This window comes from Paenibacillus nasutitermitis (assembly GCF_014641075.1).
Taxonomy (GTDB): domain Bacteria; phylum Bacillota; class Bacilli; order Paenibacillales; family Paenibacillaceae; genus Paenibacillus_Z; species Paenibacillus_Z nasutitermitis.
Genome location: NZ_BMHP01000003.1, coordinates 249,529 through 274,895 on the forward strand (window position 1 = coordinate 249,529; position 25,367 = coordinate 274,895).

At 44.7% G+C, this 25,367-nt stretch carries 21 protein-coding genes and 4 pseudogenes; 7 read left to right on the plus strand and 18 right to left on the minus strand.

Features of this window, described 5'->3' with window-relative positions; all coding sequences use genetic code 11:
- Positions 1-106: 106 nt before the first annotated feature.
- From IEY46_RS20225 to IEY46_RS20255, 7 genes are all read right to left on the minus strand, one after another.
- Entirely contained in the window at positions 107-1,585 is a 1,479-nt protein-coding gene (locus tag IEY46_RS20225; RefSeq protein ID WP_188994415.1) for a response regulator, read from the minus strand.
- Positions 1,586-1,596: 11 nt separating this feature from the next.
- Positions 1,597-3,339 carry a cache domain-containing sensor histidine kinase gene (locus IEY46_RS20230; RefSeq protein ID WP_188994417.1) on the minus strand — a complete coding sequence of 581 codons (1,743 nt, stop codon included), beginning with the start codon at positions 3,337-3,339 and terminating at the stop codon, positions 1,597-1,599.
- Positions 3,340-3,374: 35 nt separating this feature from the next.
- Positions 3,375-4,010 carry a bifunctional 4-hydroxy-2-oxoglutarate aldolase/2-dehydro-3-deoxy-phosphogluconate aldolase gene (locus IEY46_RS20235; protein ID WP_188994419.1) on the minus strand — a complete coding sequence of 212 codons (636 nt, stop codon included), beginning with the start codon at positions 4,008-4,010 and terminating at the stop codon, positions 3,375-3,377.
- Positions 4,007-5,002: a 2-dehydro-3-deoxygalactonokinase gene (locus IEY46_RS20240; protein WP_188994421.1), complete on the minus strand. Its 996-nt coding sequence runs from the start codon at positions 5,000-5,002 to the stop codon at positions 4,007-4,009. The genes IEY46_RS20235 and IEY46_RS20240 overlap by 4 nt, the downstream gene beginning before the upstream one ends.
- Before the next feature lie 16 nt (positions 5,003-5,018).
- Entirely contained in the window at positions 5,019-5,807 is a 789-nt protein-coding gene (locus IEY46_RS20245; protein ID WP_188994423.1) for an IclR family transcriptional regulator, read from the minus strand.
- A 135-nt stretch (positions 5,808-5,942) separates the two neighbouring features.
- Positions 5,943-6,935 (minus strand): cation diffusion facilitator family transporter, encoded by a 993-nt coding sequence (locus IEY46_RS20250; RefSeq protein WP_373288875.1) that lies wholly within the window; start codon positions 6,933-6,935, stop codon positions 5,943-5,945.
- A 315-nt stretch (positions 6,936-7,250) separates the two neighbouring features.
- Positions 7,251-8,387 (minus strand): copper amine oxidase N-terminal domain-containing protein, encoded by a 1,137-nt coding sequence (locus IEY46_RS20255; protein ID WP_188994427.1) that lies wholly within the window; start codon positions 8,385-8,387, stop codon positions 7,251-7,253.
- Positions 8,388-8,506: 119 nt separating this feature from the next.
- Here IEY46_RS20255 and IEY46_RS36795 point away from each other — a divergent pair, with 119 nt between their 5' ends.
- Complete coding sequence (locus IEY46_RS36795; protein ID WP_268239530.1) at positions 8,507-8,638, plus strand: hypothetical protein; 132 nt, start codon at positions 8,507-8,509, stop codon at positions 8,636-8,638.
- Here the strand turns inward: IEY46_RS36795 and IEY46_RS20260 are convergent.
- The 8 genes and pseudogenes from IEY46_RS20260 to IEY46_RS20295 all read right to left on the minus strand — a co-directional run.
- A complete protein-coding gene (locus IEY46_RS20260) occupies positions 8,625-9,506 on the minus strand; it encodes a copper amine oxidase N-terminal domain-containing protein (protein ID WP_188994429.1) in 882 nt (293 codons plus the stop codon). The genes IEY46_RS36795 and IEY46_RS20260 overlap by 14 nt on opposite strands.
- A 700-nt stretch (positions 9,507-10,206) precedes the next feature.
- Complete coding sequence (locus IEY46_RS20265; RefSeq protein WP_188994431.1) at positions 10,207-10,617, minus strand: hypothetical protein; 411 nt, start codon at positions 10,615-10,617, stop codon at positions 10,207-10,209.
- Positions 10,618-10,818: 201 nt separating this feature from the next.
- Positions 10,819-12,285, minus strand: coding sequence for an arylsulfatase (locus IEY46_RS20270; RefSeq protein ID WP_229750425.1), 1,467 nt, complete (start codon positions 12,283-12,285; stop codon positions 10,819-10,821).
- Positions 12,286-12,371: 86 nt separating this feature from the next.
- Positions 12,372-13,910: an extracellular solute-binding protein gene (locus IEY46_RS20275; RefSeq protein WP_188994434.1), complete on the minus strand. Its 1,539-nt coding sequence runs from the start codon at positions 13,908-13,910 to the stop codon at positions 12,372-12,374.
- A gap of 36 nt (positions 13,911-13,946) precedes the next feature.
- Positions 13,947-14,807 (minus strand): carbohydrate ABC transporter permease, encoded by an 861-nt coding sequence (locus tag IEY46_RS20280; protein WP_188994436.1) that lies wholly within the window; start codon positions 14,805-14,807, stop codon positions 13,947-13,949.
- Between the two features lie 7 nt (positions 14,808-14,814).
- Positions 14,815-15,756 carry an ABC transporter permease gene (locus IEY46_RS20285; protein WP_188994438.1) on the minus strand — a complete coding sequence of 314 codons (942 nt, stop codon included), beginning with the start codon at positions 15,754-15,756 and terminating at the stop codon, positions 14,815-14,817.
- Between the two features lie 164 nt (positions 15,757-15,920).
- Positions 15,921-18,170 (minus strand): AraC family transcriptional regulator, encoded by a 2,250-nt coding sequence (locus IEY46_RS20290; RefSeq protein WP_188994440.1) that lies wholly within the window; start codon positions 18,168-18,170, stop codon positions 15,921-15,923.
- An 87-nt stretch (positions 18,171-18,257) separates the two neighbouring features.
- Positions 18,258-18,557 (minus strand): annotated as a pseudogene (locus IEY46_RS20295) (Tn3 family transposase); the annotation flags it as partial.
- Positions 18,558-18,816: 259 nt separating this feature from the next.
- Here IEY46_RS20295 and IEY46_RS20300 point away from each other — a divergent pair.
- Positions 18,817-19,035, plus strand: a complete 219-nt coding sequence (locus IEY46_RS20300) for a hypothetical protein (RefSeq protein ID WP_188994444.1) — start codon at positions 18,817-18,819, stop codon at positions 19,033-19,035.
- Between the two features lie 132 nt (positions 19,036-19,167).
- Entirely contained in the window at positions 19,168-19,725 is a 558-nt protein-coding gene (locus IEY46_RS20305) for an NADPH-dependent FMN reductase (RefSeq protein ID WP_188994446.1), read from the plus strand.
- Between the two features lie 126 nt (positions 19,726-19,851).
- Here IEY46_RS20305 and IEY46_RS20310 read toward each other — a convergent pair whose 3' ends face one another.
- On the minus strand, positions 19,852-20,238 hold the full coding sequence (locus IEY46_RS20310) for a tyrosine-type recombinase/integrase (protein ID WP_229750426.1): 387 nt from the start codon (positions 20,236-20,238) through the stop codon (positions 19,852-19,854).
- Between the two features lie 505 nt (positions 20,239-20,743).
- Between IEY46_RS20310 and IEY46_RS20315 the strand changes: the two genes are divergently transcribed.
- The 4 genes and pseudogenes from IEY46_RS20315 (at position 20,744) to IEY46_RS20330 (ending at position 23,341) form a co-directional block, all read left to right on the plus strand.
- Positions 20,744-21,514: a metallophosphoesterase family protein gene (locus IEY46_RS20315; protein ID WP_188994448.1), complete on the plus strand. Its 771-nt coding sequence runs from the start codon at positions 20,744-20,746 to the stop codon at positions 21,512-21,514.
- Between the two features lie 136 nt (positions 21,515-21,650).
- A pseudogene (locus IEY46_RS20320) lies at positions 21,651-21,924 on the plus strand (DUF2268 domain-containing putative Zn-dependent protease); the annotation flags it as partial.
- Positions 21,924-22,166: pseudogene (locus tag IEY46_RS20325) on the plus strand (MerR family transcriptional regulator); the annotation flags it as partial. The pseudogenes IEY46_RS20320 and IEY46_RS20325, both read left to right, overlap by 1 nt.
- Positions 22,167-22,309: 143 nt before the next feature.
- Positions 22,310-23,341: a S66 family peptidase gene (locus IEY46_RS20330; RefSeq protein ID WP_188994450.1), complete on the plus strand. Its 1,032-nt coding sequence runs from the start codon at positions 22,310-22,312 to the stop codon at positions 23,339-23,341.
- Positions 23,342-23,480: 139 nt separating this feature from the next.
- Here IEY46_RS20330 and IEY46_RS20335 read toward each other — a convergent pair.
- Positions 23,481-23,975: pseudogene (locus tag IEY46_RS20335) on the minus strand (IS256 family transposase); the annotation flags it as partial.
- 738 nt (positions 23,976-24,713) lie between these two features.
- Positions 24,714-25,265 carry an AraC family transcriptional regulator gene (locus IEY46_RS37070; protein ID WP_373288848.1) on the minus strand — a complete coding sequence of 184 codons (552 nt, stop codon included), beginning with the start codon at positions 25,263-25,265 and terminating at the stop codon, positions 24,714-24,716.
- Between the last annotated feature and the right edge of the window lie 102 nt (positions 25,266-25,367).

Below are 25,367 nucleotides of genomic sequence, written 5' to 3' on the forward strand. Positions count from 1 at the left end.
TTCATCATGCAGATTCGTGTTCTTAGCCGTTTGCAGCTTTCATGCCTTGATCGAATAGAACATAACCCTAGACAATCGTACGATTCCCGCTTTTTCTGCCCCTATATTAGGTCATCGCACTTTTCCGATATTGACTTGGCGTCTGCTTCGTCCACCGATCGAAAACCTTGATGAAGTAATTATCATTCGGATACCCGACCATTGCTCCAATTTCATTCACACTTAAATCCGTTGTATGCAAATAATTTTCTGCTCTGCGGATTCGAACGCGTTGAAGAAAATGAATTAAGGTATCACCCGTTTTCTTCTTGAATAAACCGCTCAAATATTTCTCATCCATCGCAACCTGCTTCGCCATACTCTTTACTGTGATCTCTTGATGATAGTTCATTCGAATATAATCGACGACCTTATTGATTTCAGGATGATCCGTTAAAATAGGGAAGTTGCGCTCCCACTGTTGCAGCTTCGTCTGTACCATCCCGATCAGCATGGAGCAAAGCTGCTCATGACTTCCGCATAAGGCAATCTCCCTTTGCAGCTCTAACGGTTGGTTCATAATACGACTGAACGTTTGACTTAATCGCCTTGCCGTTTCTTTCACACGATACATCGATTTTTGCTGTATTCTCATGTGGTCAAACAATTGAATCAGTCGTTCACAGCAGCGGTCGGCTTTCATTTGTTCGAATACAAGAATGATGATGCGTTCCATTTTCCACAAATCCTGTTCTCCCGCAAAGGTAGAAGGATCTTCTAACAGAGCATTGTCCCTTTTTTCCTCATACCAGTATCGATCTGAGCGAGATAATGCTTGACCCCAAGCCTCATAAAGCTGCTCCAAACGAACGACAGAGCTATATTCGATTCGGTATCGCATAAGCTGTGTTTTACGAAGGTTTTCTAATACATGCTCCGCATCTTTCTCAGTGTTAAACCAACAAAAAAAAGCCGTCTGGCCCCATTTCGAAAAGGTATGAATCGTTTGTGGCTGGACATGTGACCAGAGCTCCATACGCAGCAGCTTATTTTTATCGAACGTTTCTGAACCATGGGTGGAAACCAACACGATCAAATGCACCCCCCCAAAACCCGTCAAGGGAAAACGCTCGCGAATATCCGACTGCTGAACAATCACCTGCTCACCAATCTGTCTCCATATGTGTTCATAGAATGGCTGCAGTGAAGTTACCTGTTGACTAGAATCCTTCAGCAACTCCAACTTTACTTTCTGCAAAGCCTCGGTCAGCGACTCAATGTTCATCGATAATTTCAAAATGTAATTGGAAGCACCGTACTCCATCGCTTCTCTCACATATTCAAAATCACTCATGCAAGACAAAACGATAAAACGGCTTTCATAGCCTTCTTTTCGTGCCTCTTTCAATAAGTCGACTCCATTCATAATCGGCATAATAATATCTGTAATAACAAGGTCCGGATTGAATTGACGAATACAAATCATCGCCTCTTCACCATGATCGGCTTCTGCAACGACTTGAAACCCTAACGATTCCCAAGGGATGATCCGTTTCACGGATTCACGAACTAAAATTTCATCTTCCACCAGTAGAACGGTTAACATTCGATATCCTCCTATTCATAGGGTTCTGAAATAAGCAGCGGCATGCGAAAATAAACGAGTGTCCCCTCATTCGTCGATGTTATCTCTAAACTCGCTTGGTCTTTGAATAACAAGTGCAAGCGCTCTCGTAAATTGTTCAAACCAATCCCGCTATGTTTGTTACTGCTATGTTTCTTGGAGGCTTCAGGTCCAATCCCATTATCAAGCACAGCAACGTCCAAAAACTTATCATCTGCCGTAATGCGAATTTGAATGATCCCTGTACTTTTCCCTGTGAATCCATGGGTAATGGCATTATCCACTAGCGGCTGCAAGCTAAGCTTGGGCACCAGGGCAAAAGATACCGTATCATCGTATTCCCAGTTTATCTCATACTGCTTGTTATAACGGAAGCACTGAATCTGGATAAAGGCATTCACAAGTTCAATTTCATCCTTCAAATGAATCAGTTCTCTTTCCGAATTCAGCCCAGCCTCCAGCAATCGGCCCAGCGCCAAACAGATGTCTACGATGCGTTGATTGTGATCATTCATCGCGATCCATTTGATTGTATTTAATGTGTTTAGCAAAAAATGAGGATTCGTCTGGGAATGCAGCATGCGAAAATGAACGGCTTCTTTCATCCGCTCTTCTTGGTTCAGTTGCTTCACCAGCTTTTGAATATCACTTACCATCTGATTGAAGGACGTAGCCAACTGCAGCACTTCACCACGATATTGTTCTTCTGGCAAATGAATTTTCAACTGCGATTGCGCTACTTGCGACATGCTTTCCTGGAATCGTTTCAACGGACGTGTGACCGCAGAAGCAATTAAGAAGGTCATGCCAATAAAAGCCGCCGTAAACACTAAGAACGTAATAAAAAAGGAGCGTTTCAAGTGCTTCACTTCAGCAAATACAATATCGGTTGGCACCTGCTTCACCAGATACCATCCCATGGAGGGCATAAAGCTGTAGTTAATGATGGAACCATCTGATTCATAGTGTCCCTGCGCTGTACCGAATGCATCCAACTGTTCGAAAGATATAGCTTGTACAGGATCGGTTGTCGATGATTGTATAATGCCATCTGGACGTACAATCGCATAAATATGTTCGGATGAATAAGCATGTGTAAGGTTCTGATACCACTGATAATAATCAATGCTGATCCGTGCGACAGCATAAGGCTTATAGCTTCCATCAAGCAAAGCTACGTGAATAGAGAGAACATCCGGACTGCGAGAAACTTCAGCGTGAACATAATTCGGTTCAATGGCCAGCGTATAAGGCAGTATGCCTTTCAATGCTTCTTGAAATCTCGGCGATTGCTGTAATTGAGTTTGAGATGAAAAAGCTTCTGCTGGCATGTAGGAGGAATACACATGACCTTGCAAATCTACGATTGTATAAAACACTTGCGGCGTTGTGAGAAATAAACTATTATTAATGGCTCGAAAACGTTCCTCGATGAGTGAAACGCGTTCAATCTCATTGAATTGTTCGGGTTTTTGCAGCACGCGCCGCACTAATGAATCTTGATTTAACAAAACAGACGTACGATAAGCATCGTTAATCATCTCATCAAAGGATTGGTTAATCTTTTGCATTTGCTCCATGCTCTGCTCACTAAAAGTACGCTGCAACACAGATTCCACATTGCTGAAGTGATGCAGCATTAATAGTGAGAAAGGCAGGAGGATTAGCACAATAAAAGCTACGAACAAGCGAAGCTTTAGCGTAGTAGGCAAGATATGATCGATCAATCGACCCATTCTACTTTCCTCCTGACATTCCGATCTTAAGTTGTTTATTTTATTCCCATATTCGCTCTAAGCTTAGTCGCATAGTCTCGTATCAAATCAAAGCGTCCTGAATGGATCCATTCTTTGTTAACCATGCTGCCGCCAATTCCTACACCGATGGCGCCCGCATTCATGTAATCAGCAACGTTATCTTCATTGATCCCACCAACAGCAAGCATAGGAATATCGTTCAGTGGTCCCTTCAATTCTTTTATATAGTTAGGGCCAAGACTTGCGCAAGGGAAGATTTTGACTACCGGCGAACCGAAGCGCACGGCTTGAACCACTTCCGTTGCCGTCATTGCTCCTGGCAAAGGAAGAACACCATTCGAGACAGCATAACGAATCATGCCTTCATCCACGTTCGGCGAAACAAGAAATTGTGCACCAGCAGCAATCGCATCTTTGGCACTGGCTTCATTCAGCACCGTACCCGCTCCGACCATCATTCGTCCGTCATAGGCTTTGCGCATCATGCTGATCGATTCCAATGCGTGCTCCGAATTCAAAGTGATTTCTGCCATGCGGATACCGCCGTCATACAAAGCTTGGAACAAATCGCTCATGTAAGCTGGTGCAATGCCTCGAATAATAACAACGACTTTATGCTGCTCTAATGGAAGTAATAAGGATGATGTCACGATTCGTTTCGTCCCTCCTTGTAAGCTTGATATAATTGAACAGCGCCTTTGGCGCTCAATTGATCGGACAAAGCTTCCGAAATGACAGTCACCCTTATATGCGGGTACTGCTCATTCAGAAGGATATGGAATAGCGAAGGAAAAAGCTCTTTACCATACAAAACAATATGCTTCGTCTCTGCCGTCATCATTTGCTCAAGCATCGCCATATCCAAAGCGATTAGAGCACCCAAAAACAAGCTTGTAGCAGCTTGCTTATCTTCACCATCCATGACATGCATGATCCGGGATCGGAACAAAGCATGTCCGAAGCCGGATGCTCTGGCGATCGCAAGTCCTTGCTTTACAATCGCCAGATCAGGCAATACGTCCGCTGGTGACACAAGGCTATTCTTCAATATCGTCTGCTGCTGAATCGCCATCATCAATTCACCCGTAACCGAGGTTGCACAGCCTACGATTCGGCCATTTTCAAGCAAAATGCCTTTATGGTGAGAACCATAGTGCATGAATAGCATCGGCTCCTGAGCCGCTTCGCCAATTTCATGCAAATAACCGATAATCTCCGCCTCTTCTCCGCGCATCATATCTTTCTCCATGAGATTCGCTTCTGCTTGAAATCCTGTTTTTATCCCGGGAACAAACAAAATCGGACGATCTGTAACGGATGGATAGGTCCGACTAATCATTCCTGCTTTCATTTCGTCGATTCCCGCAGGTGCAGGGAGATGAGGAATTTCTAACAGTCCCATATTGGATGTAATCATGCCAGAGGCAATAATCGCTTCGATCTCATCCATCGTAAGCTGCTGCGCTGTGAGAAGTTCCTCAATCGCTTCTCGTAAGGCAGCCTCCAATACTTGTGTACTTCCGGTGACAGCAACATCTTTCGCACCGACAGGACGGCTAACGGTAGCCAAGACATTAGTGCCATCGGTTAAACGGATACGGCTATTTGTTGTACCAGAATCAATGACTAATAATAATTTCATAATGGCATTGCTCCTCTCATGTTGTCATTGTAATATAGCCCATCTTCATCGAAATATGATCAGACACCTCGATTAAAATTCGACTCAGCTCCTGCTCTCTTTGCTCCAGGCGAATCTCAGATAATGAACCTGAAATACTGATGCCCGCAATCACATCTCCCTTACGATTCCGAACAGGCGCTGCAAGACACGCTCTGCCTAATGCCAATTCTTCATCTTCCATCGCATATCCGCGTTCGCGAATCAAATGAAGCTGTTCCATAAGCTGTTCCTTGCTCGTTAAGGTCTTGCTTGTATAAGCGAATAACTGATCCGGAGATAACGCCTTCTCAAGTTGGTCACTACCCATGTGTGCTAACAGTACTTTGCCAATTCCTGTACAATGCAATGGATTGCTTCTGCCGATCAACGTGTACATTCGTGGTGAATGATGACTATCGACGTGAGCTAAATAGAAAATTTGGTTTTCTTTTAACATAGCGAGATTCGCACCCAATCCAAGCTGCTGCTCTAATGCGTGCAATTCCGGCAGTGCCTGCTTACGAATGTCGTAATTATTCAAAGCTATTCCACCCAAGGTGACAATTTTCGTCCCTAATCGATAGAATCCAGAGAATTCATCCTTCTCAACGTATCCCATCGCTTCCATCGTCGCTAACAGTCGCGAAACATTACTAATGGTTAAATCCAACTGTTTAGCAACATCACTCACTCTCACCTCCGGTTGCTCATCTGAAAAACAAGATAAAATAGTTAATGCTCGTACTACACTTTGTGTCGGCGCTTGGGCTCCACTATCCTTCACATAATCACCACCATTTTATAAAATATATTATCATATTATAGGAATTATTATCGTATTACGCAAATATTTATTAAAAACAAAAAACGCCACCTAATAAGATGACGGTTTTCTTCGAAATTATAACCCATTCAAACCTTACACTTTGAGCTTCTCGTGCTGAATACGGTCTGTTTCAACTTGCAGCGTTGTATGCTGAATGTTGTATCTATCATTGATCACTTGTAACGCCTGCTGCAAAATCATCTGATGATCAGATTTGTCATCGATTAGCACATGCGCACTTAAAGAATCCAGTCCCGATGTAATCGTCCAAATATGCAGATCATGGACATCTAACACACCTTCGATGCCCCTCAATGTTTGCATGACATCAGCATGATTCACCGTACTTGGCGTCCCCTCCATCAAAATATGAAGTGTATGTTTGATAATACCCCAAGCTCCTTTTAGAATAAGCAAAGCGACAAACACACTGACGATCGGGTCAGCAGCATACCAACCAAATATCATCATGATGAGTCCAGCAACAATAGCACCCACCGAACCCAACGCATCCCCAAGAACGTGTAGATAGGCACTGCGAAGATTAATGTTGTTTTTCACATCCCCTTTTTTCATCAACGTCCAAGCACTTGCCAAATTAGCTAACAAACCAATACTTGCAATCAACATCATAGAGCCGCTGGCTACTGTAGGTGGTTCAAAAAAACGCTCGTACGCTTCTACAACAATAAATCCAGCAACAATAAATAATGTCACGCCATTCAACAAAGCAGCCAAAATCTCAAATCTATAATAGCCATACGTTTTTTGTGGAGAAGCTGCTTTGGCCGCAAACCATACCGCTACTAAGCTCAACGCCAAAGAACTTGCATCACTTAGCATGTGCCCGCTATCTGACAACAAAGCCAAGCTATTCGTCATTAATCCGCCAAAAAACTCTAAAAACATAATGCTTACAGTAATCGTCAACGCTATGATTAAGCCCATTTTATTGCCGTTGGAATCGATAGAATGGTGTGAATGATGACCGCCATGTCCATGATCGTGTCCATGGCTGTGTGAGTGACTATGGGAATGGCTGCGTGAATGCCCATTGTCATTATTAGTCATATGATCATGCTCCATAAGTTGATGCTCGGTGTGATTCGCGTCCCTCTTCATTGTAAACCCTCCACCTTTATTTATAATTACATATGAGCATGTATTCATATGTTAATATAAATATGCATGAAGCACATTGATTTGTCAATGTTATATACATATCCCTCCGATGCGAGATTCAACCGAAAGCTAAAAACCAAACAGGGCACCCTGCCGGGTCCAATTGGAGAGCCTTCATAGTTGAATCAAAGCAGACCTTCGAGCCCTAATTAATTGTAACTTTGCCTTGCGGCAAACTCGTGGGTAACCCATTTTACTCAAGATGGTAATTCATTATGGCTACAATAGCTCGTGTTGGTGCCCACTCAGCTTGATTTTGTACTGTCCAAACGTTTTTTCCCTTTCATCTGAACTTAGGTTTCCAGCGCGTTGATAACCGAATGTAGAGATCCCATCTTTATCAATGGTCCAATCATAGACCTTACCTAAGGTATCAAACCCATAATAAAATCCAGGCTTACCTAAATAATCTGAAGACCATTGTCCATTATTGTGTGTTGCATATTTCAAATTGGTTGTTTGATCGGCATCTTGCAAGCCACGCTGATACTGAGTTAGATAATAGACATTGCTTAAATATGTTTTTACCGACTTTATAGGCACATTTTCAGTAGCTACTCTTGAAATCGATTCTCCATTTACCTGATATAAAATAAATTTTTGCGTTGTATTGTAGTCATAATTCAGATAGAAGTCACTCTTCTCAGTTTTGAACCAAATATCTCCAAGATGAACTGAGTTCTTGTCGTCATTTGTTACATGATAACTAAAGTCGTTGAACGTATAGAAATCATTGCTTACCCGTAATTTATTGTTCTCTTTTGTTACAACCAAATATTTATCACTATAAATAACATTCTTACCTTCGTAGGTCAGCCCATAGACGCGAATTAGTTTGGACTCTTCAATCGTTGAAGTATTGACATCCCTTATAATAATAAGTCTATATGGCTGAGTTTCAGTGCTTTTTTGATATACTACTTTTTTGTTCAGAGCCTCCCCAATGTATCTTAGAGGAATATAGGTTGAGCCATTGTAAATGTTTGCAGGTACATCCATAACAACGGTTTTACCGTCTATAGTGATGTTTTTATTTTTAATTTTCATTAAAATTGTTTTATTTGAATACTGAATGCGAATGGACTGACTTTTTGTATTGAAATCTACTACTGCACCAAATCCTTCAGATATCAAACGAAGTGGCACTAATGTTCTGCCATCTTTAACAATCGGTTTTACAGCCGATTCCTTTTGACCATTGATTAATGCCACGGAACTGTCCAGGGAAAGAACCATCGTGTTTTTAAAATCAGTACTCGTTTCATTTTTAGTTTGAATACTCTCTGCTTCAATCGTACCCATTAAGGAAAAAAATAATGTGGAAGAAACAATAGTTAATAAAAGCTTTGACTTCATAAATACACCTCTCTTTTTGTATATTAGCTTTAAGTTAACAATATATGTATAAGATGTATCATACTCCCTCTCTCCTATTATACCATTTTATGTCGTGTTATATATAGAGAAGACGACGAATGAAATCAATGAGCCGCCCGGATCTGGTTTCTGCCGGTAACGGAAGCCTGATTGCTTCGATCAAAAAAGTTAATAAAAAAGAAGGGAAATCCGCTAGATGGATTTCCCTTCTTTTTGTTATTGTTGATTAGGAAGTTTTTGAATAATATCGGAATAAACATGGATGTTTGTTTTTAACTCCACCGATTTGCCATTTTCATCTTTGTGAATAGCTCTCGCTGTGCCGTCTCTATTTTCTATAAACAAGACGTTACTATTGTGATAGGCCTCAAAGAGGGGATCGGTATCAAAAATAAAATTGGGAGGAATATCACCAGATGTATGGGATCGATCAGAAACCGCAAATTGACCGACAGCCGTTGCTTTCCCATCTTTAATGTTAACAAGAGTCGTATTCCGACTGTCCAGTAACATGTATACATCTGCTCTTCCTACAGGGAAAGAATAATTATGGTGGACTCCAGATGAATCAAGCGGTTTAAAATCAAACTGTATAGGCAAAGAAATTGCCGCTTTACGTGCCGCTTGCAAGTCCTCTTGAGTAATCTGTTTCTGATCAAATTTATAACTGTCGGAGTTCACAAAAACCATTTGGCGAAGGGTTTCGTATTCTACATGATAGCCTAATGCCTCGCTTACAAATCGAATAGGGACAAGCACACGGCCGTCCTGATTTTTTGCAGCCTGATCCATTTGTATTTTTTGATTGCCCTTATAGGCGACCTTACTGCCTACAGTAATCTTCAAGTATTCTCCGTTTTCATTTTTTAAAGTCACTCTTGAAGAAGAATAGCTGTAATGAATCCCTAGCGACGCTAATGATCGGATCGGGATAAACAAGCGGTTATTATCCATAATCGGGTGTACATCCATTGGAATAAACTTCCCATTTACGATTATCTCCACAGGCCTTTTATTATAATCCACCGCTGCATGAGCAGGAGCATAGCCCATTAAACCAAAACTAACTAGGGCAAGTACGATGACAATTTTTTTCAAATTTTCTCCCTCCTAAGTCTTATCGTTTTTCCTTTACCTGTGCCTTAAACTCCAATCGCTTCCGTTTCCTATCTCCACAGACGCAGATTACCCGAAATTAGTTACCCTTACCCATAAACACCTATAAATTGCAGTTCTGGAATCTCGGCTTTTTCCTTCGTCATTGGATACCTGAAGGAGAAGAGCGCGTTCATGGTATTTGATCGATTTCCGCAAATGAAACACAGGAGCAGACGACACCTATGGGTACGAGGATCTGTGTCTGTGTCAGTACCGTCGGAATCAGTACAGATGTGATTCGAGAGTACGTTCGGATGTAAGAAAACGCGGACGCTATCGAAGACAAAGCCTCTTAGATGGCGATATCTAGCCCTTTAATGGGTGGTATGGTGACTTTCTGCAGGTATTTACTTGTCAGTATACCAAAGAAAGAAAGAAATCCTCTTCCATTCAGAGACACAACTGCCTTCCAGGAAACGGCATGGGAAAAAGTCCTGTGCCGTTTGTTTTCTGGGGCAAGCAAGGAAAAAAGCGTATAGCAAACAAAGCGGATGGACGACCCGCTTAAAAAATGTTCTTGTGAACCGAATTATGCTACTCTATAGACGAAGCTAACGACTGATCTCCAGCGGATTTTGCGCGTATTCTTCTGCCCGGGGTGAATGGGTCGAATCGGCAAAATGTTCTTGCGAACAGCGCTTCAACATTGAGCGGGGGTCCATCGCCTCGTGTGCGCAGGGTCCGTTGCGATATGCAAATCCGAACCGTCAACAGCAAGTAATCGATACCCACGATAGTCCTTGATCGCCGTATACGATTGCGTAAATGCGTGAAACAAGAATTCCACAGCAGACGGCAGAATTTTATTCCGTTGCTGGACAAAAGCAGAAGTGGTTGCGGTGTTCACGTCATAGCCCTGCGATTCCAAAAGTTCCTTATAGAGGCTGTTGCCTCCCATGGAGATTAGGAGTTGCATAACCGTTTCAAAGGGCAACTTTTTCTTGCGGGTAAAATCTTTTTCAGGGTTTTTGACAAAAGATGCGGGTGCAGCTGCCATTTCTCGTATGAGGGATGTCAGCGTTTCTTTTAGTGAATGTGCGTACTCACTCAATGGCGTAACCTCCTCGTTTTTCAAGGGGCTTCGCCACACCTTTCTATCTGCTTGTCAAGTCTTTTTTTCTTTTTTCGTGCAAAAAAAGAGCTGGCTATCTTCGATAGCCAGCTCTTTTTCTTGATTTATGGGCCTACGCCTTATCTTAATGACATTGCCCTGCCGGGTGCCCTGTTTGGAATCGAGAAGGTCTTTCGCATCTTACTGTAGCTTCACGAGATGACGGAGCACCGTCCTCGGCTTACGTCCGACCACGAGTTTATCCTCTTCAACATAACCTTCCTCCCGGCCCGCAAGCTCCTGTACTAGCCGCTCCCGAAAGCCTTGCAATGACGGTAACCAGGCTGGGTCATCCGCCTTATTCAACAATTCTGCGGGATCGGCAGTCAGGTCAAACAGCTGCTCTTCGCCGGTCTGCGAATACCAGATGTATTTCTCCCGTCCGTCTGTGACATAGTGATGGGACCATTCGCCGTAAGCATGCTCCCCATGCACATACTCGCGCCACGGAACATCAGCTTCCGCACGGCACAGCGGCAGCAGGCTCTGTCCTTCCACCGTGTCTGGCACATCCGTTCCGGCTGCATCGAGCAGCGTTGGCATGATGTCGCGCAGCTCGACGACCCTCTCATCCTGCGCACCCCGGTTAAGTCCCAACCGGCCCGTATAATCCGCCACGATCAAGGGCACTTTCACGCTGCCCTCGTAGGCAAGCGATTTGCGGAAAAAATGGTGGTCGCCCAGCATTTCGCCATGATCAGAGGTGAACACGACTACCGTATTGCGCAGCACGCCATACTCGTTCAGTGCATTCAGTAGCCGGCCGATCTGAAAGTCCAGATGGGTAATAAGCGCGTAATACGCCGCCTTCGCCCGGTCCATGCGTTTCTTCGGAATCCGGCCGAATGCAGTCGTGGGATCATTCGATCCCTCCTGGGCTCTCTGCTCATTGACCCAGCTGCCCACGGGCGAATCCGGCATATCTTCATGGAGATACATATCGAAGTAGGCCTGCGGCGGATCGAAAGGCGGATGCGGACGCACAAAGGAGGTACACAGGAAGAACGGCTTGCCCGGATCGCGTCTGCGCAGGAAATCAATCGACTGGGTTACCGCCCAGTTCGTCGGATGCAGCCGCTCCGGAAGATGCCAAGGCAGGGCAACCGTTGAGGCATTGCAGTCGAGACCGTTGTCCATCAGATCGTATGTAACGTTCTCCGTGTTCCTGATCCCGTTCAAATAATCATCGCATTCGCTGAAATGCTCCGCATGCGCCGTGCGGTCGTTGTACCGGTTGTAATGCATGTAGCCATCGTGCAGCACCACATTATGATAGCCGCATAAGCTGCGGGTCGGGTACACGTGCATCTTTCCGATACACTGCGTATGGTATCCGGACTTGGCCAGTTCACCGGGCAGCGTATGCTCGTACGTCCAGGGAATGTGTTCCTCATATCCTACCCGTCCATGGGAGCGCTGGCTCATCCCTGTCAGGAGCGCGGCCCGCGCGGGAATACAGGTTGGCGTCGCGGAATACGCATTCCGGAACAACACGCCGTCTGCCGCCAGCTTGTCCAGATTCGGTGTCTGCACGACCGGGTGACCAAGAGCGCTTAAGCAGTCGCCCCGCATTTGGTCCACGGTAATGAATAATATATTCGGTTTCAATAGGAAGACCTCCTCCATCAACCTGACGCTTGCGGATGCTTGGTAGAACAGCATGCGCAAGCGTTCGTCTGCTTACGTTACTTCGCTTATTTCTTTTTTTTCCATTCGGTGTTGGCTTGTTCCTGGATTTCCTGTCCGCCCTGCTGCTTGTACTTTTTCACGAACTCGTCAAACTTATCGACTGGCCATACGCCAGTGACGATTTTCACGAAATATTCAGCCCACAGCTTGGTTTCGAGATCCGGGTAGTCAAGCTCAGCCGGAACCGTCCTCCATAAAGCATTCGATATGATCGACTTCGATGCGGTTTCGATGCCGGTCCGAACTTCCTGAGTCGTCCACCTTCTGTCAATAATAAACGCCATCCGTATGGGGTTATTATAACCTTTCTTGTACAGATCGGCATAGCTCGTTGATTGGGTGATCAGATTCTTCTCTTTGTCAAACGTATAGTCGGTTCCTTCAATGCCATACAGCGCCAGGTCGAAACCTCCCCCTTCGCCGCTATCAACCATCCAATCCAGGAAACGGAACAGCTTCTCGGGGTCCTGTGCGTTCACGGACAAAGCGCGCAGCGGAGCGGATGCTACCGCATTCGTCTCGGGATTTCCCGACTTGCCGTCCGGCCCTATGGGAGGCGCGATGAGAGACAGCTTGGAGGTCGGAGTGGTCTTGTTTAATGCCTCGGGAGTCGGATTTGCTTTAGGGTCAACCAGAAAGGCGTCATTTTCAAAAAAACCGACTTTGGAGTTAATAATTTTCTCATTCAGTTGCTTCGTCTCCATGACCGGGAAATCCGGATCGATCAAGCCTTCCTTGTACCATTGCTGGAGCAAAGCAAGCACCTGCTTCGTTTCCGGCAGCGTAAAGCCTTTCTGAATCTGACCGTCCCGCTCCATCCAGAAATTCGGAATGATGCCATACGCTCCGAAGATCGAATTAAAGCGCGAAAGCTTGGTACCGCTTAAACCTTGGGTGTCATTTTTGCCATTCTTATCGGGATCTTTCGTAACGAAAGCCTTCAGAACCTCATGCAGCTCATCCAGGGTAGCAGGTTCTTTTAAACCGACCGCATCGAGCCAATCCTGACGCACCAGAACCGACGTGACGTTCGGGCTGTTGAAAGCTTCCGATCTCATGCCATTAGGCAGCGCATAGATTTTGCCATCGAAGGTGACTTGATCCCAATAAAACTCGGGAATCAGCTCCATCAGGTGAGGAGCAGCCTTCAAATACTCATCAATGGGCTGCACCAGCCCCTGATCCACAAACCGGCTTAGTGTCAACGCGTCGATATCAAAGAAGTCCGGCAGATCATTCGAGGATGCGAGCAGGTTGAGCTTCGTCTGATAATCGTCCCCGGGAGCCTGCTGCGCGATAAAGTCCACGCCCTTCACACCGGCTTTTGAGGCAGCTTCTGTAATGACTTTTCTTGCTTCGCCGCCATCTACCGGGTATTCGGCAATCCCGCTGCTGCGCAGAAACTTATAGGTTACAGTCTTATCATCGGCCGACTGGTTTCCAGCCTCCTTGCCCGTATTATTCGAATTTCCGCAAGCGGAAGCGATTACGGTCAGAATCAAAATACCAGCTGCAACAGATGACTTTTTCCACTTCTTTGACATATCAAGACCTCCCTGGGTGATATCGAAGATTACACATTAAGATTTTACGGAACCAAGCATGACACCTTTGACAAAATACCGCTGCAGGAACGGATAAACCGCCAATATGGGAATGATAGAGAGGATAATCGTGGCCGCAATGACCGATTCGGTGGATGAATCCGCTAATTGTCCTGTCTCCTCGGCGAGCTGCTGGCCTGCGATTATTTGTCTGATCAGCAAGGGCAGCGTCGTCAGCGCTTTGTCATTCAAATAAATAAGAGCCTGAAAGAAATTATTCCATTGCCCGACTGCAATCCAAAGTGCAAGCGTAGCCAACACAGGTTTGCATAAAGGCACGATAATGGAAAAATAGATACGGATTGGATTAGCACCGTCGATCATGGCGGATTCCTCAACCTCTTCTGGTATTCCACGGATAAAGTTAATGACAATAATAACATTAAAAGCGGTGACCAGGTTAGGAAGCACAAGTGCCCACAAGGTATTCAGCAAACCAAGCTGCTTTACGACCAAATATACGGGAATCATGCCTCCACTGAATATCATCGTAAAGACAACAATGCTCAGCCATACATTTTTCCATGGCAGTGTTTTCTTGGCGAGTGGGTATGCCATACTCGACGTGACGAGCAACGATAGCACCGTACCCGCAACGGTTACGAAAATCGTGTTTCCGTAAGCGACCCAAATGTAGTCCGAGGTCAATACACTGGTGTACGCCTGCATGGTGAACGCACGGGGCCAGAAGAAGAACCCTCCCTGCAGCGCCTCTGCCTTTGAACTTAGCGAAAGCGAAATTTCATGCCACAAGGGATAAAGAGTAATGACACTCAGCAGGATAAGGAACATTCCGTTCCCCGCATCAAACAGTCTGGAAGACCATGTTTTATTCATAAGCACCTCACCATATTCCGCGTTCGCCCATACGTCTGGCCACCCAATTGGTGACGAGCAGCAGCAACAAGCCTACGAAGGATTGGAATAACCCGGCAGCCGTAGCGAAGGAATATCTCCCCATCGTTAAACCGAGCCGGTACACATACGTGTCCAGGACGTCAGAAACCTCGAAGACAAGCGGATTGTATAAGATGAAAATTTGCTCGAAGCCCACATGCAGAATTTGCCCTGTACGTAAAATCAACAGAATGACAATCGTGCTGGCTATGCATGGCAATGTAATATGCCTGACCAGATGCAGCCTGCTGGCTCCATCTATTCGGGCCGCTTCGTACAGCTCCGGATTGATGCCCGAGATGGCAGCCAGATAAATGATTGTCCCCCATCCCATCTCCTTCCACATCTCGCTGAGGACGAGAAAGCTGCGGAACGAGCCAGGGTCCATCAGCGGCGATGTTTTCATCCCCAGGAAGCTGATCAGGCCGGAATCTGAAGAGAACAGCGAGAACAAGATTCCGCCCAGGATGACCCAGGACAGGAAATGCGGAAAGTACACGATTGTCTGCACAATGCGCTTGAAGGTCGAATTGTATACCTCATTTAGCAGCAATGCGAGAAGAATCGGGGCCGGAAAATTAATAATGAGTTTATAGAAGCTGATAATAATCGTGTTCTGAAGCGCGGTCCAGAAATCGGGAGCCTCAAATAAGATGCGGAACCATTTCAGTCCAACCCATGGACTTCCCGAGATTCCATCCAGCAAGCGAAAATCTTTGAACGCGATCGTGATTCCGGCCATAGGCCAGTAATGGAATAAAGCGAAGTACAGCAAACCTGGCAGCAGAAGAACAAAATAGTACTTGTGCTTCCTCCATTCTTTCCAATGCAGCCCTAATCCGGATAGCGGCTTGGACTTGGCTGCAGGGACCGAAGGTAATCCGTTCATATCCCACCCTCCTTTTCTTTTGGTTATTCCTGTGCACAACAATTTGGTCACGCTTTCATTCTAATCGCTTCTTAAAAACAATAAATCCCCACTCTGCGATCAGAATGGGGAAAAAAACGCTTTCTTTCCGGTATGTTCAAAAGTTTACATGCGTATCGCAGAAGCTACATAATCTTTTTGCGGTATTCGCCGGGGGTAATCCCCTCATATTTTTTAAAATACCGGATAAAGGTATGCACGTCGTTGTAGCCGATCGCCTCGCTGATGGTTTGTAGTGATCTACTGGCATCCAATAGCAGTTTCTTGCCCTGCTGCAAACGGTATTCAGTCAAATATTCCAGCGGAGGTTTGCCTGTTTCCGCTTTGAACAGCCGGCCCAGATGTCCGCTGCTGATTCCGACGACTTCGGCAACATCCGAGATGGCGATATTGCGTTCATAATGCTGTTCCATATACAGCATGGCTTCCCGTATATATGGCGGAGAGCTTCTTTCGTTCCGAACCTCATGAACATAATCCATCATGAGGCCGATGGTCGAGCGAATATAGGACTGCAGCTCGGAGCTGTCTCTGTATTTTTGCAAATTCAGCAAGCTCACTTCATCCATCAGCTCTCCAATATCATAACCTTCCTGGACAAGCGAACCGAGCATATGGCTCATGAGCATCACGAACATCTGCTGCAGTTTGGGCAGCGCATAGCGATTCTGATGAATGTATTTCTCGAACAGCTGGGTCACTAATTCTTCGGCGGCCTGCTTGTCCCCTGCCAATATCGTGTTAAGAAACAGCTTCTGGTAGGAGGCCGGGTAGTCAAACTGCAGCTCTTCCCGGGTTCCATCTGCATAAACCAAATCAGAGCTTGCCAGAAATGCTTTGTACGTGACGGCCCGGCGCGCCAGCTCATAGGCTTCGTGCACCTTCTCCACAGACCGGATGCCTCCGACCACCACATGCAGCCACACCGACCAGCGTCCTTGGGTTTCCTCTTGAATTTGGCGGCAGCACCGCTCCAAACTCTCCTGATCCGCAGGCTGAAGCTCCGGCGTATTCACATTCAGAATAAAGCCGAACATGCCCCGATCCAGGATAGACCCCGCTACCGGGAATTGGGAGGTCAGCATGTCCTCAGCCAGGCTGTACAAATAAACACTGCTCCCTTGTTCGTCTTCCCGGGAATTGGTTTGCGCGACAAGAAGAAGGACAAGGAAATTCTTGTGCTTGAAGCGAAGCCCAGTCTGGGCAAATTGTTCGAGAACATCGTGATCGCCAGGCAGACGATTATGCAGAAGTTCCTGCACCAAATGATCCCGGATGATCGGCTCATTCTGCCTTACCGTTGTAATCAGATGGCCGATAGCATCGTCCACAAGGTTAAAGGCATCGATCTTGCCCGTGTCGAACGGACGGATCACAAATTCCTTCAGCCGCTCCGCCATTCGTTTCCACGGATCGTAAAGGATAGAGGCAAACAAATAGGATACGCCTAGCCCGGCAAGCAAAATCAGAAATAAAATAAACAGCGCTTGGCTTGCGGCCTTCTTCATCTGTGCGCTGTAGTCACCGTACGGCGTTAACTGCAGCAATGTCCAGCCATACACCTCCCCTTTGCGCGCCGTCACAAAATAGGGGCCGCCAGCCGCAGTCATGACATCCGTCCGCAGCTCCCCCAGCTTCAATTGCCGGACCAATCCTTCGGTATCCAGCCCATCTATCGAACCGGAAACGAGCTTTCCCCAGGGATCAAGCACTACAGTAGGCTCCGCCGTACCCTCTGGGAAATTAAGAATGGCTTGCATAAAGCTGTCCTTCTGAATGTCGATGATGAGCATGCCCAGAGGCGTTTGCAAGGTTGCGGGAACCGACCGGGCGAAGGTCAACATCTCCTCATCCGGTGTGCCTGCGCTCCCTTTCACCGTACGGATGCCCGTCCATGAGCTATGCCGTTCCTTCGCCTCTTCCCTTAGACCCGTAATAAAAGCGCTGTCATAATAGTCGGAGGTGTTGTACAGCCCTTCGCTTGTCGTAAGTATTTTATCATTCTGGTAAACATGCAGCGCCAGGGAATGGAAGATGGAGTTGGACGTTGTCCACCCCCTAAGCTGCTCTTTAATGACCGAATAATCGTATATCGATAGATCATAGGGGCGTTTTAACAGATCGTTAATGGAAGGGGTTAAGGAAAGCTGAGTCGACAGTTGGCTCACATTGTCGCTTAAACTGTCTATGTTGCGCCCAATACGGTCCAGCCGGTTTGCCGAAGTCCTCTCCATTTCACCTCTTAATTGATTGGATGAGCGGTACAAGTTAAAGGAGAGGAATAGAACTGCCGGAATGAGAATTGTCAGAAAGAATAATATGAGATGCTTGCGAAAGGCGGATTTGCGTAACAGTTTTTGTGGTTCCCAATTCAATTCAGTACCCCCTTATGTCTGTCGTAGAACCCTGTGTCCTAAATGATACCACGCTCCCCCGTAAGTCGCACGTTGGAAATGAGAACCTTCAACCGGAAGGTCCTCATCAGGATTCCGATACCTGTTCGCTCCAGACGCCCATATTTCTTTACACCGTAACTTATCCCGGAGCATTTGTAAGACGCTGATTTCATAGTTGATCCTGTTTACTCTTTCTTGTCCCTTTTCATCTTTTTCGATGATAATTTCTTTGTAGTTATTGCGGATCACCCCATTGATCGGAATTTCGTCGGTTAAGGGAAAATAGTGCATTCCCGTTTGATTGTATTTCTTGATTAGTTCAAGTGCGAGGATAACCGGACGATGAACGTCGTTATTAGAACGAAAATAGAAACGGGCTTCATTTTGAAAAAACTTGAGTAGCACGGCAAATCCAAGCCTGGTTTCCCCTTTCTTGTTCTCGATCAACCTCATCTCGTTCGGTAGGATCGTAAAATGCTCGATTAATTCGTCCAGTTCCCAGTTTATTAATGGGGACGGGCAGGAAGTTGAATAGCTTACTTCCTCTTGACCCTAACACTAAGGTCAGGGTTTATAATGAAATTATCTCGAGCAGAAATCTACTGGAAAGGAAATAAGATACGTTATGGATATTACTCCACAAGAAGAAAACATGATTAAGGCTCTCCGTGAGGCCGCATTACCCCCTTTATTCGTGCTCATACGAATTAGAAATGATGTTTCAAATGACACTAAAAATGTCGAGAAGAGCCGCAGAGATGACGTCGTAAAAACATTAGAAAAATACATCGGCCCACTATGGGAAGATTATCATGAGGGGAAGAATTCACAAGCCAAAGAATGACCTTTACGAATTAATCTTAACTATTCAGTGGCTGCAAACCGCACCACTCAGATTGATATCATTACGCTAACGAAGACAATAGTTAAAACATCGAAATGCCACACGGCACCCCAACATATTGGAGGAGATTAAATGCTAAAAATCGCAATCATAATTGGCAGCACGCGCCCAGGACGTAGAGGTGAAACAGTCGCTCAGTGGGTACACGACATAGCACAAAAACGCAGCGATGCTGTATACGAAATTGTGGATCTTGCAGATTTCAATTTGCCGCTATATGATGAACCAAAGCCGCCAATATTGGGTCAATATACGAAGCCGCATACGTTGGCTTGGTCCGAAGCAATTAATTCGTACGATGGCTATGTTTTCGTGACTCCCGAGTATAATCATGCCATCTCCGGAGCGCTCAAAAACGGCATTGACTTTTTATTTAATGAATGGAAAGATAAGGCGGCAGGCATTGTCAGCTATGGTGGCGGCACAGGTGGGGCTCGAGCAGCAGAAATCCTGAGACTCATCTTGGGTGGGCTGCATGTTGCTGACGTAAGTGCTCAGGTGAGCCTATCGCTCTTTACTGATTTTGAAAACCACAGCATTCTGAAACCGGCACCACGTCAGGAAGCAGCCGTCAACACGCTGTTCGATCAAGTCATCGCTTGGAGTGGTGCATTAAAAGCGTTGCGTTAATACTCAAACCAACCGAATAAGTTCCGATAAGCTGGATTGGATTCGCGCCTAATCCAGTTATATGATGCTGGTATTACCTCAGATAGGCCGCTTGCTTCTTTTTCATCGAATCAGTGTGCATGGCTATTAGCTCTTTGAAAGTTTGAGGAAAAGAACAATGCGGTCTTTGCTGCCCTTTCCTTTGTTGATCCGGATCTGACAGTAATGAAAATCGATGTCCGCCAGCTTAATGCTGATTAACTCACTGACCCGGGCACCTGTATACATGAGGGTCTTCACAATCATCATGTCTTGAAAATTCTTGGCCTTCCAAACCAATTCATAGTATCTTTTTAATTCTTCCTCTGCAGGTACGTTAGGCAGCTTTTTATTTGATTTAGGAACTTCAATTTCAAGCTCACTTCTTAAATGTTGAAACAAACTCTTTAAGTAAGCATAGTCCGGTCGTTCTGAGCGAATGTACTTCGCCAGCTCCCGGGCTTTCTTTTTTGCAGATACGCGTTTTTCAATCATGCCAATTCACCTTCCAATGGGAGTACACGCTGGTGAGGAGCGATTCGAAGACTGTCAAACTCAACCTCTGGATGGCACCTGACCTGCGGAGTGGTGAGAAGCGGATCAACCCTCGTATGCGATGACATTCCGCGGCGTTGTTGGAGGAGGGACGTTCATATTAGAGTGAAAAAATATTAGTTTTCAAATGGGTGAATCAAAAGTAGTAGATAGTATGATTGGCCATTTCTACATTTGCTTTTTGTAGGTTCCCTTTATTCGGAAAACAATGCTAGATAAGTTGAACTGGCTTTAAGAAAGGGGGTAGTTTTTACATATTCAGGGAATAACCCTTCGGTCTATGGTAGGAATCCTGTCACTAGGCCGATATGATCGTTCTGCTTCTTTATATCGTGGCTTCTGTGTTCTTGCTTGTATACTTATGTGTCCTCGGCATTTTTGAAAAATTGAATCTTTGTTGGTAAAATGGATTTATTCAATCTTTTTCAACGAAAGGATGACAAATATGAAGATAGCAGCTTTATATGATATTCATGGAAATTATCCAGCTCTTCATGCTGTACTTAAAGAATTAGAATCTATCGAACCTGATATCCTCTTTATTGGAGGAGATATTGTTTCAGGACCTATGCCACTACAGACATTGCAAACACTAAGAAATTTTACAGGTAATGTTCAGATGATTCGTGGAAATGGAGAACGAGAAGTGGCGGAGGTATTAGAAGGGAAGACGATTCCCTTTTTAGATAAAAAAGGAATCGAGAAACAAAAGTGGGTTGCTAAACAATTAACTTCATCTGATCGACAATTTTTGGCTAGTTTACCCGAAACGAAGGTGCTAACTGCAAATGGATTGGGTGAAATTCTCTTTTGCCATGCAACACCACATAGTGATGAGGAAATTTTCACTCCTCTAACCCCAGATGAACATGTAAAAACGCTTTTTCACTCTGTAGAGCAACCTTTTATTTTTTGTGGACATACACATCTTCCATTTGTCCGGAAAATAGACGATAAGCAGATTATTAATCCTGGTAGTGTTGGCATGCCTTATACTGGAAATCCAGGTGCATATTGGGCACTTATCGATGAAAATGGATTCGAATTAAAATATACTTCTTATGATTTAGAGGAAGCATCAAAAGCAATCCTTAAAAGCGGTGATCCAGAGGCAGAAGAATTTATAGAAAACTATATTAAGAATACGATGCAAGAAGATCAGGCGATAAATATGATAGAAAAGCTGGCAGAACAACGAAGGAAAAAGGATAGTTAGGATTCCCCAGTAGACCTGCCGATAAATTTCATTTTCTTGGGCGAAGTGCACTTTGTAACATGGTTGCTGGTTTACCCTCTCTCTAGGCCCGTTAAGAAAAGCTTTTCCTTATTTACAGAGCATGGCGTGAACCTTCGCAGCTTTAGCTCATGAGTGTAATCATAATGTGCGCTATCAATTTATTCAATGGGATCATTTCGCCGTTACATTAGGTGAATTAATTGTTAGTGAAGGGTTTCGAAAACTTTGCTACTTCTATTTTTGGGGAGGAGCTGCTCGGACATTGGGTATCGAAAACAGATATGGAAACGCTGAATAAGCCTATTAAACCTGTGCTCAAGGAAAAATCACAACTAAGTGGCTTTGAGAATTTGGGGCCGTATCTTTACGGTGATGAATTAGCAAAACTTACCTTACGGAAAATGGTTATCGACTCTACGATAGAAATAGTTTAGCAAAATTACAAATGATTTTGTTTTTAAAAGAGATGAACTTCCTTCTCAAGGAAATTAAGGGTATTTTGAATCTTACGAAAGAAGAACAACAACTATTTTTAAAAAAACATATCCAAACTTTATTGTTAAAAAAACACCGATTAGAAACAATTATTACTGCATTAGATAAGTATGTATCGGGAAAAGATATCTACAACTAAAGTATTTTTAATCATTCTTCAATTTTACTAGTATATGAAGCGAAATTCATGTAGAAATTAAAATCATGTGTTATGTTTTTCAACTATACGGGTCGTATAGTCGAAGTTAATCGTGAGCTTATATAAGGGTGGGAGTTAATGTGTTAATTAAGCCAAAAAAATTGCATCCGGGAGATTGTGTTGCAACAGTAAGTCCTTCTTGGGGAGGGGCAGGTGATCCTGGAATTAGATGGCGTTATGAACAAGGAATAAAGAGATTAGAAGAAGTTTTTGGTCTTGTGGTTGTATCGATGCCGAATAGTTTGAAAGGGTCAGATTATATTTATGAGAACCCACAAGCTCGTGCGGAAGATTTGATGACGGCATTTAAAGATAAAACTATTAAAGGAATCTTTGCAAATATTGGTGGAGAAGATAGTATTCGCCTTCTTCCTTATATTGATTTTGATGTTATACGTGAAAACCCCAAAATTTTTATGGGTTACTCTGATGTGACTGTTTCACATTTATTTTGTCATAAAGCAGGAATTTCTTCTTTTTACGGTCCGGCAATTTTAACAGATTTTGCTGAAAACATTGGGATGGATCCATATACGATTGAAATGGTGAATCGAACGGTCTTTTCAAATGAGATTATTGGTGAAATTCAACCTGCTAAAGAATGGACGAGTGAGCGTTTAGAATGGATAGAATCTAACAAGAATCAACGGCGTACTATGCAACAGAATACTGAATATGAACTACTTCAAGGCTCAGATATCGTACAAGGACGTTTGATTGGAGGTTGTATTGAAATACTGGAGTTCGTAAAAGGAACGGACCTTTGGCCTGAGAAAAAATATTGGGAGAATAGCATTCTTTTCTTTGAAACATCTGAAGAAATGCCAGAACCAGACCTTATCAAGTATTGGTTACGAAATTATGCTGCACAAGGCATTCTACAAAAAGCAAATGGAATCATTTTTGGTAAACCACAAGATGAGAAGTATTACGAAGAGTATAAAGAAGAAATTCAAAAAGTCATGAAGGAATTTGATTTGGAGGATTTGCCTATTCTTTATAACCTGAATTTTGGTCATACTGAACCGAAGTTTATTTTACCATATGGCGCAATGGCAGAAATTAATTGTAGTAAGAGGACTTTCACAATTCTAGAAAATGGAGTGGAATAAATTAAAAAAGGTAAAGGGATAAATCGATACTATTTGATTAATTTGTCTTTATACTTTTTGTAATCTTTGAAACCAGAATCTAGTAACTGTCGCGCCGGGCATCAGCCTACCAGACCCGCCCCCTCCACCTCAAGCCACTTTAGCGTACATGTATGCGGTCTGGATAACATACGGTTAATTGCAGCAGGATCTGTCCCCAGTTCTGCACGCGTCCCGTCCATTTGCGCACCACATCCATGGCGGCTAGATACAGCATTTTCAACAGTGCATCATCGGTCGGGAAAATGCTTTTGCCTTTGGTCACCTTGCGCAGCTGGCGGTGGTAGCCCTCGATCATATTGGTGGTGTAGATCATCTTGCGCAGTTCCGGCGGATACATGAAGAACGTGGACAGCTCGTCCCAGTTCTGACGCCAGGACTTCACGATCAAGGGATACTTCTGGCCCCACATCTCCTCAAATCGATCCAGCTCCAGCAAGGCCGCCTCTTCCGTAGCAGCTTTGTATATGGGCTTCAGATCCACCGTGACTCGCTTTAGGTCCTTGTATGACACGTAACGGACCGAGTTCCGAATCTGGTGGACGATGCACTTTTGAATATCGGTTTTCGGGTAGCATGCCGCAATACTGGAATTTATGCTCCTTGACTAACTCTTGAATCGCCTGCTTGCTCCAAATGTTCTGAGAAAATAAAGTATTAGACTAACCCCAAAAACGAAACAGCAGCAGCCATGGACTGAGAAAATAAAGTCCTAGACTGCTGCTGCTTTATTGAACGTTCTCTGTTAGCTTATCAGGACACCTAGTGGTGCACCAACCTGTCGTAATTATGTTATCGTATCCCGTACGTCGCTGCCCCCACGCTTTTGTGCCATTTCTGTCTACCGGCGCTGCCCCTTTTCGCTATGTATGCCATCGGTACGATCGCAAAACTACCAAAGCCTCTTCACTAAGAGACACTTTCACCCTTGGGCCAGAGGACTTCTAAGCACAAATGATTGTTGTCAAAAAACACAAATGATCCAAGCTCAGGAATATCTGTAATGGAGACATGAGCATTGCTCAAACGCTCACGTAAGGCGTGTGCGGTAGTTTCATCTGGAAGCCGCAGGGCAACATGAGGGACGAAACTCTGTGGGTGAGTGTCTGAAGCGCCGAGCGTTGTTTTTTCTATCGGGCGTTCAAAGAAATGGAAGCCGCATTCGTTGCCGTCTTTTGGTTTGAAGAAAATGAGACAATGCCTGCCACGTCCCGGTAGAAGCCAATAGTCGCATCCAGATCCGCTGTATTCAAGGCAATGTGGTGAATACCATTCCAGGGAAGTTGAATTGATTGCTCTGTGTGAGACCTACTTTTTCTGCTCCTCTTCTTTTTTAGATAATATATAAGGGCACAAATACATATCGAGGGTCGGGAACGATAGGCCCTCGTATCTCCCGCTGTTTGGCTCGTACGAGAAATGCCGCTGGCGTGCATCCCGCCCATGTCTTGAATTCATGGATGACATGGGCTTGATCAGGATAGCCAAGATGGGAAGAGACCTCAGCGAGAGAAGTCGCTGGCTCTTGTAACAATGAGGTAAGCAATGCCTCGAAACGAAGGAAACGTGCGAACACCTTGGGCGACACGCCTATGCGCTGCTTAAATCGTCGTTCAAATTGACGCAATGAGAGAATGCACTCTGTGGCAAGTGCACTCATACGGATTTGACCTTGTGTATTGTAAATCAGCTGTAGTACAAATCGCAGAAAATTCAAATCGGCAAGAGTCCAGCACGTTCGCGCGACGTTAAATTGCTGCGAGCAAAGGATTTGCCTGGCATAAGAACTGCGGCGTACCGTTCCCTCCAATGTGAGGGCAAGGCGGAGCCAGATTCCATCACGTGGGACAGTGACTGGCATAGTCTTCTGATCAAGCGATGACATCTAACATAGAACAACATCAGGAGTATTGTGAAAAATCGACGTTTTTTCTGTTTCTCCACAGTTTAATTCTAAATCGAGCTATTTGAGCGGTGACAACATCAA

Excerpts from the sequence above, each read along its gene's own strand:
- IEY46_RS20300 (WP_188994444.1), top strand. The coding sequence starts at position 18,817 with ATGGATATTACTCCACAAGAAGAAAACATGATTAAGGCTCTCCGTGAG.
- IEY46_RS20275 (WP_188994434.1), bottom strand. The coding sequence starts at position 13,910 with ATGTCAAAGAAGTGGAAAAAGTCATCTGTTGCAGCTGGTATTTTGATT.
- IEY46_RS20230 (WP_188994417.1), bottom strand. The coding sequence starts at position 3,339 with ATGGGTCGATTGATCGATCATATCTTGCCTACTACGCTAAAGCTTCGC.
- IEY46_RS36795 (WP_268239530.1), top strand. The coding sequence starts at position 8,507 with ATGAAATCAATGAGCCGCCCGGATCTGGTTTCTGCCGGTAACGGAAGC.
- IEY46_RS20280 (WP_188994436.1), bottom strand. The coding sequence starts at position 14,807 with ATGAATAAAACATGGTCTTCCAGACTGTTTGATGCGGGGAACGGAATG.
- IEY46_RS20285 (WP_188994438.1), bottom strand. The coding sequence starts at position 15,756 with ATGAACGGATTACCTTCGGTCCCTGCAGCCAAGTCCAAGCCGCTATCC.
- IEY46_RS20310 (WP_229750426.1), bottom strand. The coding sequence starts at position 20,238 with ATGATTGAAAAACGCGTATCTGCAAAAAAGAAAGCCCGGGAGCTGGCG.
- IEY46_RS37070 (WP_373288848.1), bottom strand. The coding sequence starts at position 25,265 with ATGTCATCGCTTGATCAGAAGACTATGCCAGTCACTGTCCCACGTGAT.
- IEY46_RS20250 (WP_373288875.1), bottom strand. The coding sequence starts at position 6,935 with ATGGAGCATGATCATATGACTAATAATGACAATGGGCATTCACGCAGC.
- IEY46_RS20305 (WP_188994446.1), top strand. The coding sequence starts at position 19,168 with ATGCTAAAAATCGCAATCATAATTGGCAGCACGCGCCCAGGACGTAGA.
- IEY46_RS20315 (WP_188994448.1), top strand. The coding sequence starts at position 20,744 with ATGAAGATAGCAGCTTTATATGATATTCATGGAAATTATCCAGCTCTT.
- IEY46_RS20225 (WP_188994415.1), bottom strand. The coding sequence starts at position 1,585 with ATGTTAACCGTTCTACTGGTGGAAGATGAAATTTTAGTTCGTGAATCC.
- IEY46_RS20255 (WP_188994427.1), bottom strand. The coding sequence starts at position 8,387 with ATGAAGTCAAAGCTTTTATTAACTATTGTTTCTTCCACATTATTTTTT.
- IEY46_RS20240 (WP_188994421.1), bottom strand. The coding sequence starts at position 5,002 with ATGAAATTATTATTAGTCATTGATTCTGGTACAACAAATAGCCGTATC.